General features: G+C 44.8%; 13 protein-coding genes and 1 riboswitch. Of the genes, 6 read left to right on the top strand and 7 right to left on the bottom strand.

Translation table 11 applies throughout. The features are described from left to right. Positions 1 to 9: 9 nt before the first annotated feature. Positions 10 to 555, top strand: coding sequence for a molybdopterin-guanine dinucleotide biosynthesis protein B (mobB, locus tag MHH25_RS17505; RefSeq protein WP_076317636.1), 546 nt, complete (start codon positions 10 to 12; stop codon positions 553 to 555). Positions 556 to 780: 225 nt separating this feature from the next. Here mobB and xerS read toward each other — a convergent pair whose 3' ends face one another. Next, the gene (gene xerS, locus MHH25_RS17500) at positions 781 to 1,887 is read right to left on the bottom strand and encodes a tyrosine recombinase XerS (protein ID WP_076250271.1); all 1,107 of its coding nucleotides are present in this window, start codon (positions 1,885 to 1,887) and stop codon (positions 781 to 783) included. A gap of 178 nt (positions 1,888 to 2,065) precedes the next feature. On the opposite strand from xerS, the gene MHH25_RS17495 reads away from it, so the two are divergent. The 5 genes from MHH25_RS17495 (at position 2,066) to MHH25_RS17475 (ending at position 7,350) form a co-directional block, all read left to right on the top strand. Next, entirely contained in the window at positions 2,066 to 2,554 is a 489-nt protein-coding gene (locus tag MHH25_RS17495) for a GNAT family N-acetyltransferase (protein WP_076328547.1), read from the top strand. A gap of 78 nt (positions 2,555 to 2,632) precedes the next feature. Next, complete coding sequence (locus MHH25_RS17490; protein ID WP_076328548.1) at positions 2,633 to 3,406, top strand: glucose 1-dehydrogenase; 774 nt, start codon at positions 2,633 to 2,635, stop codon at positions 3,404 to 3,406. Between the two features lie 128 nt (positions 3,407 to 3,534). Further along, positions 3,535 to 4,428, top strand: a complete 894-nt coding sequence (locus MHH25_RS17485) for an aldo/keto reductase (protein ID WP_340017668.1) — start codon at positions 3,535 to 3,537, stop codon at positions 4,426 to 4,428. 552 nt (positions 4,429 to 4,980) lie between these two features. Next, complete coding sequence (locus tag MHH25_RS17480) at positions 4,981 to 5,748, top strand: S-layer homology domain-containing protein (protein WP_036613706.1); 768 nt, start codon at positions 4,981 to 4,983, stop codon at positions 5,746 to 5,748. Positions 5,749 to 6,003: 255 nt separating this feature from the next. Beyond that, positions 6,004 to 7,350 carry an amino acid permease gene (locus MHH25_RS17475; protein ID WP_340017667.1) on the top strand — a complete coding sequence of 449 codons (1,347 nt, stop codon included), beginning with the start codon at positions 6,004 to 6,006 and terminating at the stop codon, positions 7,348 to 7,350. Between the two features lie 56 nt (positions 7,351 to 7,406). Here MHH25_RS17475 and MHH25_RS17470 read toward each other — a convergent pair whose 3' ends face one another. The 6 genes from MHH25_RS17470 to MHH25_RS17445 form a co-directional block, all read right to left on the bottom strand. After that, positions 7,407 to 8,168, bottom strand: a complete 762-nt coding sequence (locus MHH25_RS17470; RefSeq protein ID WP_047843355.1) for a YqcI/YcgG family protein — start codon at positions 8,166 to 8,168, stop codon at positions 7,407 to 7,409. An 82-nt stretch (positions 8,169 to 8,250) separates the two neighbouring features. Next, a complete protein-coding gene (locus MHH25_RS17465; RefSeq protein WP_017688112.1) occupies positions 8,251 to 8,877 on the bottom strand; it encodes a LysE family translocator in 627 nt (208 codons plus the stop codon). Between the two features lie 139 nt (positions 8,878 to 9,016). Then, positions 9,017 to 9,625 carry an urea carboxylase-associated family protein gene (locus MHH25_RS17460; RefSeq protein ID WP_340017666.1) on the bottom strand — a complete coding sequence of 203 codons (609 nt, stop codon included), beginning with the start codon at positions 9,623 to 9,625 and terminating at the stop codon, positions 9,017 to 9,019. A gap of 135 nt (positions 9,626 to 9,760) precedes the next feature. Next, the gene (locus MHH25_RS17455; protein ID WP_047843352.1) at positions 9,761 to 11,257 is read right to left on the bottom strand and encodes an amidase; all 1,497 of its coding nucleotides are present in this window, start codon (positions 11,255 to 11,257) and stop codon (positions 9,761 to 9,763) included. A gap of 320 nt (positions 11,258 to 11,577) precedes the next feature. Next, the gene (locus MHH25_RS17450) at positions 11,578 to 12,558 is read right to left on the bottom strand and encodes a DMT family transporter (protein ID WP_047843351.1); all 981 of its coding nucleotides are present in this window, start codon (positions 12,556 to 12,558) and stop codon (positions 11,578 to 11,580) included. 144 nt (positions 12,559 to 12,702) lie between these two features. Beyond that, positions 12,703 to 12,856: riboswitch (FMN riboswitch) on the bottom strand. An 84-nt stretch (positions 12,857 to 12,940) separates the two neighbouring features. Next, the gene (locus MHH25_RS17445) at positions 12,941 to 13,441 is read right to left on the bottom strand and encodes a DinB family protein (protein ID WP_100527414.1); all 501 of its coding nucleotides are present in this window, start codon (positions 13,439 to 13,441) and stop codon (positions 12,941 to 12,943) included. Between the last annotated feature and the right edge of the window lie 86 nt (positions 13,442 to 13,527).

Here is a 13,527-nt window from a genome sequence, read left to right as displayed (position 1 = left end):
ATGACTACAATGAGTGATACAAAGCCACATATCATACAGATTGTTGGATACAAAAACACAGGCAAGACAACCCTGACAGCCGCGCTGATCGGGCACTTTTCTTCTATGGGACTTAAAGTAGCAGCAATTAAGCATGATGGTCATGATCATTTTGAGATGGATCAAGAAGGAACGGATTCTTATCGATTTGGAGAGTCTGGGGCTTCGGCGGTGGTTATCATGTCAGAGAAACGTACTGCGATTATGGAGCGACAGGCAACCAAGCTGGAGGATATGCTGAGCTATCTATCGGATTATGATTGGATTGTTGTTGAAGGATTCAAGGATGCTTCTTATCCCAAATTTGTGATGGTTCGAGAAGAGAAAGATCTGACCTTGGTTAATCAACTTAAAGGGGTAGTGGGTATAATCTCATGGTTACCTTCAGAGCAGTTTATAGAGCGGAGTACCGTAAGCAGAGATATAACATGGTACTCGGTTCATGAAACGGAGGATATAGCCAAAGCGTTGCTAGCGATGGTTGAGAGCGAGTGTAGGCAGAATGGTGAAGTCTAATGGTAGAAACGTCAAAAGTGGGATATTATGATCGCTGGATATGATTGAATGTACAGAGAGCGTGATTGATCCCCTTTGAATATAACGTAATTTTTATTATGTAAACCAAATTATTTCTGCTTGTGCTCTTCTCCTTGAATGATGCAAAAAAACAAAAAAATGCAGCAGACCTTTCTCGGATCGAAATCCTTGATGTGGTTTGCTGCTTTTATTATGTTCGGGATGTTACATCCCGTCGTCAGTACGGCGTTCGATGGCTTCGGACATCGTTTTGTCGGTAAGGTGAGCATAGATCTCGGTCGTTTCCGTAGAAGCGTGTCCAAGCTGCTCCTTCGTTTTGTAAATATCATTTTGCAAATAATAGTCGGTTGCGAATGAGTGGCGTAATTTGTGCACGGTTAGATAAGGTTTGCCAAAACGTTTGGCGTATTTCATGATCATAGCCTGGATCGCTCTTTTGGTCATTCGACTGCCTTCAGAATCTCCGTTACGCAAAGCAATGAACAGACCTTTCTCCCGCTTGGGCGTGCGGTAACGTGATTGCCGCAGGTTCATATAAGTTGCGAGTTCGTCCTTGGCCTGTTCCCTGAAATAAACGGGAGTTTTGTACGTCTCATCATTGTTACCTTTGCGATAGACATACAGGAGTTTGTTGTTCAGATCAAGGTCATCGACGTTCAGGTTCACGACCTCCGACACCCGTAAGCCGGAATTCAGAATCAGGCTGGCAATACAGGCGTCCCGTTCTTTGTTGATTTCATGGGAGTATAGGGCCTGCTTATTCTTCTCCATATCGACAGCGTAACCTTCAAGAATATAGCCGATGAATTCCAGCAGCTCCTCTTCCTCCAGAATTTTACCTTTGAGTTTGGCAGCGGTGTCCTTGGGTTTATGGGTACGCTTGATCTCGATTTTGGCCATAATGTTCCGCTTCAGCAAAGGATAAAAGTCTTCATCTTCCGCAATCTGGCTCAGGTAATGAAAAAGGGAGCGAAGGGAAGAGAGCTTGCGAGATACGGTAATTCTGGAATTGGTTCCTTCCCGTTTGGTTGTAAGAAATAACCGATAGGCGGTAACCGAATCCATGCGAAGGACTTCCAGTTCAGTCAAGGTAACTTCTTTATTAGAGCTTGCCTCGGATAGCCCCTCTGCTCGCAACCATCCGAAGAAAGCTTCGTAATCTCTCAGATATTCGAGCAGGGTAGAGGGGGACAGGTCAGGCAGCTTGTAGTCCATGAATTGCTGAACGAACCAAGGCATGGAAGGTAGTTTGTCATCCAGCTTGCGTCGATCAATCTCTTTTTGCACGTTGGTCAAGTTCGACACCTCCATGTGAAAAACATATAAGATTAATATTCAATTTAATAGTATTCTATGCTCTAGTGTACCATAATTTACATGCTCACAGCTTGTTCACCAAAGCAGGCAGTAAGTAGGGTATGCTTCCTTGCCCTTCGGCGCGTAAACCTTTAAAGTAATTAGTATACGTAGAGCAGAGGAGGTGAACCGGATGAATATGAAAATAGAACTGGTTCCCCGGGACCGCAGTCAGGTGATTCGGCATTTAATGCAATTTTATCTATATGATTTTACCAAATACCTGAATATTGATGTGGACAGTAACGGCATTTTTCCGGAATATCCCGGTCTGGAGGCATTCTGGGCAGAAGAGGACCGCAAGTTTCCTTTTTTGATTACAAGTGATGGGGCACCTGCAGGGTTTGCTCTGGTGGAGAAATTGGAGCCTGGTAGTAAGGATAATGACTACTATTTGACTGAGTTTTTTGTGATGCAAAAATATCGGCGCAGTGGGGTGGGCACTCGGGCAGCCTATGAATTGTTTAAACGTTTTCCTGGCAGATGGAAAGTAACTCAGGTTCGGAACAATGTTATTGCGCAGGCGTTCTGGCGAAAAATTATAGGGGAATATACGGGAGGACGCTTTCGAGAGAAGTTCCATCCGGAACTGGGTAATCCAAGCCAGTATTTTGTAACCTGATTCCTATCGGGGTTTACCTACATATACAGCATTCTGCTTGAATGCTGAAATAAAGAATCTGATGAAGGAGTGAGTGACATGAACGTACCCACATTCCATCTCGATGGACAGACAGCACTGGTGACAGGTGCAGGGAGAGGGATCGGAAAAGCAATTGCGATTGGACTTGCCCAGTCAGGCAGTGACGTTGTACTTGTATCCCGAACGATGAAAGAAATTGAGGAGACAGCAGCCTACATCTATGAACAGACAGGGCGTAAAGCGCTCGCTCTGACTGCGGATGTGACATCAAAAGAACAAATGGAAGAGACGTTTCAAGAGGCAATCTCGGAGATGGGTAGTCTGGACATTCTGGTGAATAACGCAGGTATGAACATACGGACACCAGCACTTGAAGTAACGGACGAACAGTGGGAGACCATCATGCAGACAAACTTAAAATCGGCTTTCTTCGCTTCGCAATTGGCGGGTCTGCATATGAAAGAACGTGGGACTGGGAAGATCATTAACATCTCTTCGGTAGGCGGTCACACGGCTTTACGGACAGGGGTTGTATATGGTGCAACCAAAGCTGCTTTAATTCATATGACCAAAGTGCTCGCACTGGAATGGGGCAAGTATGGAATCCGTGTCAATTCAGTAGGGCCATGGTATTTCCGAACACCTCTGACTGAAAAACTGCTGGATGATCCGCAGTATTTGCAGGAAATTGTAAGCCGTACACCGCTTCAGCGAGTGGGAGAACTGGAAGAAGTGGTAGGGCCGGTTGTATTCCTGGCATCAGATGCAGCGGGATACATAACGGGTCAGACGTTATTGGTTGACGGTGGAATGTCCATTTATGGATTTTAAATAAATGAAGTTGGTTACATTTTGGAAAAGTGGGTGGCATAACCCACTCATGGGTAATAACATAGGGAAAGTTAATCAGTATTTCTATTTATCTGTACCCAATTCACTGAACTTGGAGGAAGATAACCATGGAAACGCGCAAGTACGGTAATACTGGCATGAACGTAAGTACACTTGGATTTGGCGGAGCGGAAATAGGCAAAAATGTATCCAAAACGGATGTAGCGACATTGCTGAATAGTGCCCTGGATGCTGGATTAAACGTGATAGACACGGCTGAATGTTACGGTGACAGCGAGGAATTAATCGGCGAGGTGTTGTCATATCGGCGTGATGACTACTATTTGTTCACCAAATGTGGACATGCTGCCGGGATCGAAGGCCCGGATTGGGATGCCAAAGTACTGGAGCAAACGATTGACCGTAGTCTGAAACGGCTGAAAACGGACTATGTGGATGTTATCCATTTGCATAGCTGCTCCGAAGAAGTACTCCGACAAGGAGCAGTGATCGAAGTACTACAGCGTACCAAGGAAGCAGGAAAAACCAGATTTATCGGATACAGTGGGGATACAACAGATGCGCTATATGCGATTCAGACCGGAGTATTTGACAGCCTGGAGACTTCATTAAATATCGCAGATCAGGAAGCAATTGATCTTACGTTGCCTGAGGCAAGAAAAAGAAACATGGGTGTCATCGCCAAAAGACCAATTGCCAATGCGGCCTGGACGTATGATACACTTTCAGAAGAGGCTTATCCATTTATATACTGGAAGCGCTTAAGTGAACTGAACTATGGTTTTCTGGGTGAAGATGCCCAGGTAGCGGTGGAAACAGCACTGCGTTTTACACTAAGTACCGAAGGTGTAGACACAGCTATTGTAGGAACAGCCAAGCCCAATCGCTGGCAGCAAAATGCTGATCTTGTGGCTAAAGGGCAACTCCCACAGGAATTGTATGATGAAATTAGAGCACGATGGAAAGAAATCGCCGGAGCAGATTGGACTGGCCGGACTTAAATCAGAAATATTAGCGAAGCCGCCATATGGCGGCTTTTTTATGACCAACATAAAATATTTTCAACATATGAAAAATTCACAACAACTTTCGGATCAGGGGCTGCAAAAAAATTTAGGGAATAATGTCTATACGTCAGCTTAGTTCAAAACGGGTGACAAAGGATGAAAGAGGAAAAATCCCAGGAAATATCCCTTCTTATAAGCGACTAAATTTATAAAAAACGACGAAGATATTGAGAAAATACGAAAAATGGGCAGTCCGCGTTCGAGATAATAGAAATAAAGACTTAATTTATAATATTTCAACATATGAAAAATTCACAATAGAAAGATCATTTTCTCACCTTAGTTACTATCGCTCATACAGCCACATTGACACACCCCAAGTTTAAAAGGGAAACCATTCTAAGCGATTGAAGTCAACCACTTTTTTTAGGGATAAAGATGCAGTGGATTATCGGAATAATCTGGTCGTGTTCTAATGATGTGCTCTTGAAAGGCCGATATAAATATGAGTAGATTGATCTACATAAGACAGGAGAGTGAAGATTAATGTTAAAAAAGAAGTGGCTAATAATGCCACTGATCGTTGTATCATTGTTTTTTTCCCAATCCTCATTTGCGGCAAATACATTTTCTGATGTGCAGGGCAAAAAATATGAATGGGCTGCTGAATCTATTGATTTGATGGTCAAAAAAGGCGTTATTAGCGGTTATAAGGATGGAAGTTTCAAGCCAGGCAACACGATAACCAAAGCAGAGTTTGTACATATGTTTCATAAGCTTTTCCCAGAAATTAATTATTCAGATGGAAAATCCTCAGAGTTTGTAGATGCACGTAAACATTGGGCAAACAAAGATTTTGCAGCTATATTCAATGGAGATTACGTGTGGAGTTTTTTTGAAGGTTTAGATGGGCAATACCCAGACTATAAATTTTCTATTAAACCTGATAAACCTTTAACTCGCTGGGATATTATGATGATCTCTTCTATTAGAACTAATTTCACCGATCAGACCCTTCACCCAGAAATTGAAGATGTAGTTTCTGCAGCTTCAAACTATAAGGATATTAAAGTTCGTCCTGCAAGTTACTATGATAATTTCTCGGTTAACTATCCGGTGATTTACATTGATCAGGATGAAGGAGAATACTATTATGATGGTGATTCTCAAGATTTTAAGGCAGAAGCGTTTTACACACTGACTAATATGGACATTATTACTGCGAATAACGGATACCTTCGTCCGAAAGATTTTGTGACACGTGCTGAAGCAGCAACCATTTTACATCGTCTGTACGAAGCAACACAAAATTAATTATTGATGCGAGTTTGATTAGATATACCCAATGGAAAAACCTCTCACAATATTTACATGTGGAAGGTTTTTCTTTTTTTGATTTGTATAATAAGAAGTTTTCCATATAACGGAGACAACAAATAATTACAAGTCAATACATCCGAAAAACATATTAATTATTATGTAAACTAATAATAATTCTTTTTGGTAATACAGACATAAAACCTCCATGACCTGTAAATCGTAAGGGGATAAGGCAGAAGGAGGAACTTCATGAAAAGTCAGCAACACCGTAAAAACGACGACGAAAAACTAAGTTGGGTCAGCCTATCCTTGTTTGGCGCGGGTTGCACACTGGGAACGGGATTTTTTCTGGGAACCAGTCTAGCGATTCATTGGGCCGGCATATCCGTACTTATATTGTTGGTGCTGGCGGCGGCAGGTACTTACTTTGTATTTGGTGCGCTGGCACAGATGACGGCAGATGATCCAAAGGAAGGCGCTTTTCGAACGTATGCGGGCGAAGCATTCGGACCTTGGGCTGGTTTTGGTAGTGGATGGATGTACTGGTTCTCTGAAATGCTCATCATGGGCAGCTCATTAACGGCACTTGGGCTGTTCTCTCAATTCTGGTTTCCCAAGTTTCCGCTATGGGCATTTGTTGCGATCTATGCCGCTATAGGTCTGTTCATTGCTGCACTGGGAGCGAAGGGATTAACCAAAACGGAGAATATTCTTGCTGTAATCAAACTTGCTGCAACGGTTGCATTTATAGCTATAGCAGGAGCGGCTTGTCTGGGTTGGTTACCTGTAAAAGTCACACCCGAGCAATTGAAGAATGAATGGTTCCCGCATGGAGGTAAAGGCGTATGGACCGGTTTCATCTATGCATTCTTTGCTTTTGCCGGGATCGAGGTTATGGGTTTGATGGCAGCTAACCTGAAAGAACCAAAAGATGCAGTGAAATCAGGTCGAGTAATGCTATTGACGGTGAGTACACTCTATGTGATTTCAATTGCGTTGATCCTGTTGCTTGTGCCTTCAGTTCAGTTAACTCCAGATGAAAGTCCGCTTGTCAAAGCCATGTCCACCATTGGATTAACCGTTGTGGTCCACATACTCAACGGAATTCTGATTATAGCCGGATTCTCGACGATGGTGGCTTCGTTATATGCCATTACGTCTATGTTGGTGAAACTCGCGGAAGATGGAGATGCACCAAAGCTGTTCACAAAGACCTGGGGGAAAAAGGACATGCCACTTCAGGCATTGTGTTGCACAGCGGCTGGATTAGTCCTGTCTACGTTGATGGCATTATGGATGCCCAAGAGTTTGTTTGAATATGTGACGACAGCAGGTAGTCTGGTATTAATGTATACATGGCTGCTCATCTGCATCACGTACATTAAAAAAATGAAGCCCGTGAAGTGGAATCGCATCAAAGTATGGATTGCCATAGTATTAATTGTAGCTGCTGTGGCTGGGACAGCGATGGAAAAAGCCAGCAGAACGGGTCTGCTGGCAAGTGTGGGACTTCTGGTGTTCCTTGGCATCATCACGTATGTTGTTCATAAGGTACGTGGCTCGAAACCACCGCAGTCAGCACCATCCAAACCATAAGCAACTCCCAGCAACTTTCGTGGAGGTCGCACAACGGATTAATGAGTGCTTTAAGATTATTTCGTCAACTTGCCTAGGGCTTGCTTCATCCGCATGAATGGACATTTGGAAGGTGTCTGCTCATCATCAGGCAGGAAATACTGTTTCCATTCCAGATTATCCTGCTGACCATACCACATCAGCGAAGGGTGAGCAGGTACAGCATCATACGCAGCGAGACGTTTGCGAATTAAGGTTTTCATTTTGCGGCCAAGAGGGGTGTTGTCATTAATGGATTCGAATACCCACCGTGGTTGAAAAGCAAACATGAGATAAGGAAAATGCCGGCTGGCTCGGAGTTCATGTGCAGGAGTTGCACAGAAACAAAAGTAAGGCTCTCCACCAAAGCAAAACTCCCATGATGAATCATGAGGATCGGTTGAAATATGTTCCGGCCACGGCTCGGTATCGTGTGAACTTACTCGATTAAGCATTTGCCAGAATAACGTCTGATATTGCTCTACCGTTGTATGATCTTTCAGATCACTTGGCGTCTCACAGATCACGACCATCGAAGCGTAATGACCAGTGTCTCTGGAGACAGGACCATATTGTCTAAGCAGATCGGCCATATCTTCGGCAGCATGTTCAGATCGGGGGTCACACGTAAAGCCGTACCTCAAATGCCCTGACAGAAATCCCATTCGTCCAGGTACACACGGATACGTATTATTTTCATCGGCGATCATATCTGCAAATTGCGAATAAGCGTCCTGCTGCCAAGATGGAAGACGCTCAAACAAGGTGTTTATTTCGTCGGCACTATACAGCTCCGCCATTGATTCCCAACTCCATTCCACATGATACCGTTACAGTATTAATGTGGGGGAAGTTGGGTGACTGTCCAGCCTGATTTTGTTGTCAGAAAAAAATGGAACGTACAGCTTCGTACCCAAAATACAAACCAAATCCGATCAGGCAGATTCCCGAAATGATAGAGATCCAGCGCAATACATTCTCACTGCTATGTTTGTGGAATCGACTGGCCATTCCAGCCATAATGACATCCCATACCAGGATACCAATGAATATGCCTGAACTGTAGAGCAGCAAATGAGCAGTATCCGTATGTTTCACAGTTGTCGCGAGAATAGAGCCGTAGATCCCCAGCCAAAATAATATATTCAGTGGATTGGACAGGGCCATCAAAAATCCGGAAATAAAAGATTTTCGAACAGTTGCTTCCGCAGTAGATGTACCTTGAATGCCTTGCTTTAGCTTCGAGAGCGTTTCCACTCCCGTGTAAATCAGAATAAAACTGCCAAATGACCAGAGAAAAGAGCGCATGAACGGCGTGTCCAGAAAATGGGCAACTCCAAAATAAATCAGCAGCATATACACCAAATCTGCAAACATAGCTCCGAGTCCTAGAATCCAAGCATGCATGAATCCGTGGCGGGCTCCACGGTCGAGTTGGGCGGCGTTAATCGGACCGATTGGAGCGGACAATGATATTCCCAGAATGATATAACTGAACAGTACAGACATAAACACGTTCACTCCTTAACGGGTTCGATGAATTGTACCAGTTGTCAGAGAAAATGGGTACAAGTCATCGTATTCCCGCAAGGAGTGAATTAGAACAAACTACTTTTATCTCATACTGCGTCAAGGCCTTGTTATTCTGTTAAAGTTCCACATCCAATTGAATTGGGGTGCAGTTGTACCCGTTGCATGAGCTTTCTTCACAAGGACAGGCGGAGAGCCCAATCGTGAGATCCATTAATGCCTCCATCTCGATATAATCACCTGCACGAGAGTCGGGAGCTACAACATCAATCTTGCCTTCACTGTCTACAACGGACTTCATAAACAGGTTAAATGGATAGTGTTGATCCGGCGGTAAGATTCCGAAGGGTTCTAGTGCCGTGTTCAAGTTGTGATAACAACTGGCATGATCCTTTTTGTCGTATAACACCTCATACATCTCTGGTCGACAAGCGGAGTTAAAGAAATCATGTACCCCAACGGTGTCACGGACAATCTTGAATAAGGGTTGATATTGATTGGAATACACAAATTGTCCTGGTTTAATGCGATAAGTACGCAATACGTCCATTGTCACGCCGGGGTCCAAGCGATGGTTAGCATCCATAGCATCGTATGCCACAAAATCAATGACTTGCTGTCCCTCCAGATCCGTTATGCGTAGTAAAGAACCCTTGCTTACTTTCAGGGCATATCCCGTTTTGGCTGGGATACGATAAGACTGTTTATGGCGCTGATTCGTATTCATCCGTCACATTCCTCCGCTACTTTTTGCTTTCAGTATGCGGAGCAGATGAAGCTTTCATGCACTGTTATGGCGCCGTACTCTACTCAGGCAGGAACATCCAATGGTGAATTTAAACACAAACCACATTATATGCCTTTATGCTGGGAACAGTGGATTACCTCTCATTCCGATCCAGAGGTCTGATTGTTCAAGCTGACCAGCGAGATGCAGCAACCAATCTTCGCGTCCCTTGGTTGCCATCACTTGAACGCCCATTGGCAAACCTTCAGGTGTCATATGCAGAGGTACACTTATCGCAGGCTGGCCTGTCAGATTTGCAAGCTGGGTGAACGGTGTATACGTAAGACTTGGCTCAAACATTTCATAGATGAGTTGCTGCTGCTGGGTCTTGTCCAATTCACTAATTCGCATCAGATTACGGATCTGTTCGTCATGAGGCGTTAATTCACCAATCTTAGGCGCAGGAAAAGCATTAACAGGTGTGACGTAGAAGTCATAACGCTCGAACAAAGTGGACATCTGGGCTGCAGCTACATCCCATTCAGCTAAGCTATGTACAAATTCCGCAGCGGACACCTTTTTGCCTGCTTCAGCCAGAACCCAGGATTCAATCTCCATATCATCGGAGGTCAGAGCCCGGCCCATGGATCGTTCCATGGAAGAGATCATCGCAGCCATCTCACCGCTGTTCATCATGTAATAGTTCTCCATCAACCGAACTCCATTGACTGGACTCAGTTTTTCTTCAACATGATGACCTTGATCTTCCAACCAGCGAACGAGCTTGTATACAGACTCTTTGGCTTCTGCGCTGACAGGTGTTCCCACGGGCGAATCCGTTGTGTATGCAATTTTCAGTTTGCGTTGATGTGGATAGCTCATATCAGCCAAGTAACTGCCTGGAAAGAGTGGAGCATGGAACGCAGCTTCGGGCTGAATGACTTGTAACGTATCAAGCAATGCAGCACTGTCCCGAACCGAGCGAGAGAGGGCAAAATCAATCGATGCGCCTTGCCATTGACGACCAACTCCCGGTCCTACAGGTGTGCGCCCGCGGGTTGGCTTTAATCCAAACAATCCGCTAAAGGAAGCCGGGATACGAATCGAACCTCCTCCGTCACTGGCTCCGGCAAGAGGAACAATACCTGAAGCTACAGCGGCAGCGGCACCCCCACTTGAACCACCTGGGGAGTGGTTGATATTCCATGGATTGCGAGTGGGACCATGAAGACGGGGCTCGGTAATATTTTTCAAACCAAATTCAGGCGTATTGGTATGTCCTATGAAGATAAAGCCTGCATCACGGAGTCGAGTGACAAAATTGGAATTGCGTAATGCACGATGCTCGCTGAACAAACGGGAGCCTGAAGTCAGAAATTCACCTTCCAAGGATTGCGAGATATCTTTCAGGAGCAGGGGAACACCGGCAAAAGGTTGTTCTCCAGGTCGAACCAAACCGGCTTCCTCCCGTGCACGAGATTCATATGTACGAATAACCGCATTAAGTTGCGGATTCACTTCTTCAAGGCGTGCAAACGCCGCTTCAAGCATTTCAACCGGGGATACTTCCCGGGATCGGATCAGTTCAGCCAAACCTACGGCGTCGTAGGAGGTATATGAGAATGAAGACATTATGATCGTTCCTCTCTGAATATATTTCATCTGTTTATTCCATATGTCATCGTACCACCGGATTAGACAAAAGACAAAAGATAGAAGAGACGTAGTGCGATGATATGCATACTCGTTATGAGGTTGGAGGGAAAAGAGGGGGATTTGCATTTGCGAAATAGAGATAAAGCAAAGGGTTAATAGCTCATATTGCTAATTGAGAAAATGAACGAGTAATATCGAGTCATGGAAATAAAAAACCACTGCTCATCTAATTGATGTGCAATGGTTTTATTTTGTATTTGACTATTTGTTTATATGCGAACCTCAGATATATCCACTTACTCTGTACGCAGCTTCGGTGCCGCATCAGCCGCAGTGGATGATCTTTCCTGCTGTCTGGAAATGGCGAAGAGGGCCACCCAGATCAGGATAAAACCAAGCAGCTGCTCCCAGGTAATCAGTGTACGGAAAGCGATCCAGTTCACCAACACACCCGCCATCGGGAAGCTAAGTTCCGCGAGTGTTGCAACAGATGCTTTGGTTGACGACAGACCTTTGTAATACAACAGAAGACTGAGCAAACCAGGTAACAATGCCTGACCGAGAATGTTGAGGATGACAGCAGTCTGTTCACCCGTTCCGGACGGAAACGTCCATGCAGCACCTTCGTTCCACGTCATAAAGATCAGGAGCGGGAGAGCAACGACAAAGCGCAGGGAGGTGACCGTTTCATAACGCGCCTGCCCCAGCATTAATCGGCCCATAACGGTTGAACCTCCCCATAAGGCAGCGGCCCCAAGGGATAACAAGCTTCCAGCATGAATCCAGTTGTCCCAGTTACCTAATGGCAATGTGAAGCCAAATGTAAGCAGGTACGTTCCTGCTAATGCAATGAAGAACAATCCACCGAAGCGACGTGGTAACGTTTCTTTTAGTAACAGTTTAGCCAGCACGATAGCGAAGAGTGGTTGCATTTTTTGCAATAAAAGTACCGTATTCGGATCGTTATGTGTAAGCGCCATGGTGAACAATACCGTTGCAAGTGCTGATCCTCCCCATGAGATAAAAATCACGGCAATCCAGTGGCGAGCACGCAGGTTTTTCAGATCAGCCCGAAATTTCCACAGTACGGGAATGGCAATAAGACTGACGATGATATGTTCCACCAGTACAATCTGCGTGGATGTCATCGTGTTTAGCAAAATAATGCGGAAGAGTGGGTCGACACCCCATAAGGCGGCGCCGAGAACTACAAGCCAGAATCCGGTATTACTTCGTTCCTTGCGGTAAACAGGTGATGCTGCTGATGTCTTTTCCATATTCAGGACTCCTTCGTCAGAACACGGAATCTTCAGTTGGCAAAATCGACAAAAGCCCCCGTTTTGGTATATACCAAATAAACGGGGGCTCATCCAAGGACATGCGTCAGGAAAGAGGCCTTCCCGTGAACGGCATGTCAATGTGTTGATCTTCTCTCATCCGGACTGTACCGTCGGCCTTGGATTCACACCAAGTCAGTCGCTGAATGTCCTTCGTTAAGAACAATTAGCGAGTCGCGGGCTGGTTCCGAAGAACATCACCGCCGGTTGGGAATTGCACCCTACCCCGAAGATCCTATTCAATTATATAGTGTGTTGAACAAGCTGTAACATTAATAAGTTCATCTTATTCCTGTAAGCGCTAGCAGTTCAAGCATTTTTTTTAGAAAACGATTTTCCAGCTTCCTTGCTGTCTGCGAAGAAGCACGATCTGACCTGCGTGATACGCATCATGGAGTACCCAGCGAGCTAGTTCGTGTGCCCATTTCTCTTCGGAATCCATATATGCGGCTTCAAGATCTGACTCTTGTAGTGCAGCCAATTGATCTCGCAACTGCTGGGCTAATCGAGTTGTACCCTGCATCAGTGTATTCCAACCAGCTGCATCCGTTGCATCTCCCGGATTCCCAAACGTGTATTCATTGGAGTCTACAGCAGGAAGGGTAGGCTCCTTACCCTGCATGCGACATAATAAGCGATGGTTGTAATAATACATATGGTTAACCAACTGCCAGATGCTTAATCCCCCTGAAGGTGGAATCCAGGCTGCTTGTTCTGCTGTAAGACCCTCCAAGGATTTCGACAAAGGTACAATCCAATTACATTGATCCCAAGTATCATCCTTTTGAATAAGTAACACATCTAGTGCTGTTGTTTTTGTCATTGCCTTTTCCTCCTTGCGTATAATTGTGATTTGTGATGTAACTAGCTAAAACTGATTAATGAGGTTACACTTAATATAACACATCA

Origin of the sequence: Paenibacillus sp. FSL H3-0457 (genome assembly GCF_037981725.1) — a bacterium.
GTDB classification, from domain to species: Bacteria; Bacillota; Bacilli; order Paenibacillales; family Paenibacillaceae; genus Paenibacillus; species Paenibacillus amylolyticus.
Note: the sequence above shows the minus strand (reverse complement) of the source record. Positions and strands in the feature narration are given on the sequence as shown.

Excerpts from the sequence above, each read along its gene's own strand:
- MHH25_RS17490 (WP_076328548.1), top strand. The coding sequence starts at position 2,633 with ATGAACGTACCCACATTCCATCTCGATGGACAGACAGCACTGGTGACA.
- mobB (WP_076317636.1), top strand. The coding sequence starts at position 10 with ATGAGTGATACAAAGCCACATATCATACAGATTGTTGGATACAAAAAC.
- MHH25_RS17480 (WP_036613706.1), top strand. The coding sequence starts at position 4,981 with ATGTTAAAAAAGAAGTGGCTAATAATGCCACTGATCGTTGTATCATTG.
- MHH25_RS17460 (WP_340017666.1), bottom strand. The coding sequence starts at position 9,625 with ATGAATACGAATCAGCGCCATAAACAGTCTTATCGTATCCCAGCCAAA.
- xerS (WP_076250271.1), bottom strand. The coding sequence starts at position 1,887 with ATGGAGGTGTCGAACTTGACCAACGTGCAAAAAGAGATTGATCGACGC.
- MHH25_RS17470 (WP_047843355.1), bottom strand. The coding sequence starts at position 8,168 with ATGGCGGAGCTGTATAGTGCCGACGAAATAAACACCTTGTTTGAGCGT.
- MHH25_RS17465 (WP_017688112.1), bottom strand. The coding sequence starts at position 8,877 with ATGTCTGTACTGTTCAGTTATATCATTCTGGGAATATCATTGTCCGCT.
- MHH25_RS17475 (WP_340017667.1), top strand. The coding sequence starts at position 6,004 with ATGAAAAGTCAGCAACACCGTAAAAACGACGACGAAAAACTAAGTTGG.
- MHH25_RS17455 (WP_047843352.1), bottom strand. The coding sequence starts at position 11,257 with ATGTCTTCATTCTCATATACCTCCTACGACGCCGTAGGTTTGGCTGAA.
- MHH25_RS17445 (WP_100527414.1), bottom strand. The coding sequence starts at position 13,441 with ATGACAAAAACAACAGCACTAGATGTGTTACTTATTCAAAAGGATGAT.
- MHH25_RS17495 (WP_076328547.1), top strand. The coding sequence starts at position 2,066 with ATGAATATGAAAATAGAACTGGTTCCCCGGGACCGCAGTCAGGTGATT.
- MHH25_RS17485 (WP_340017668.1), top strand. The coding sequence starts at position 3,535 with ATGGAAACGCGCAAGTACGGTAATACTGGCATGAACGTAAGTACACTT.
- MHH25_RS17450 (WP_047843351.1), bottom strand. The coding sequence starts at position 12,558 with ATGGAAAAGACATCAGCAGCATCACCTGTTTACCGCAAGGAACGAAGT.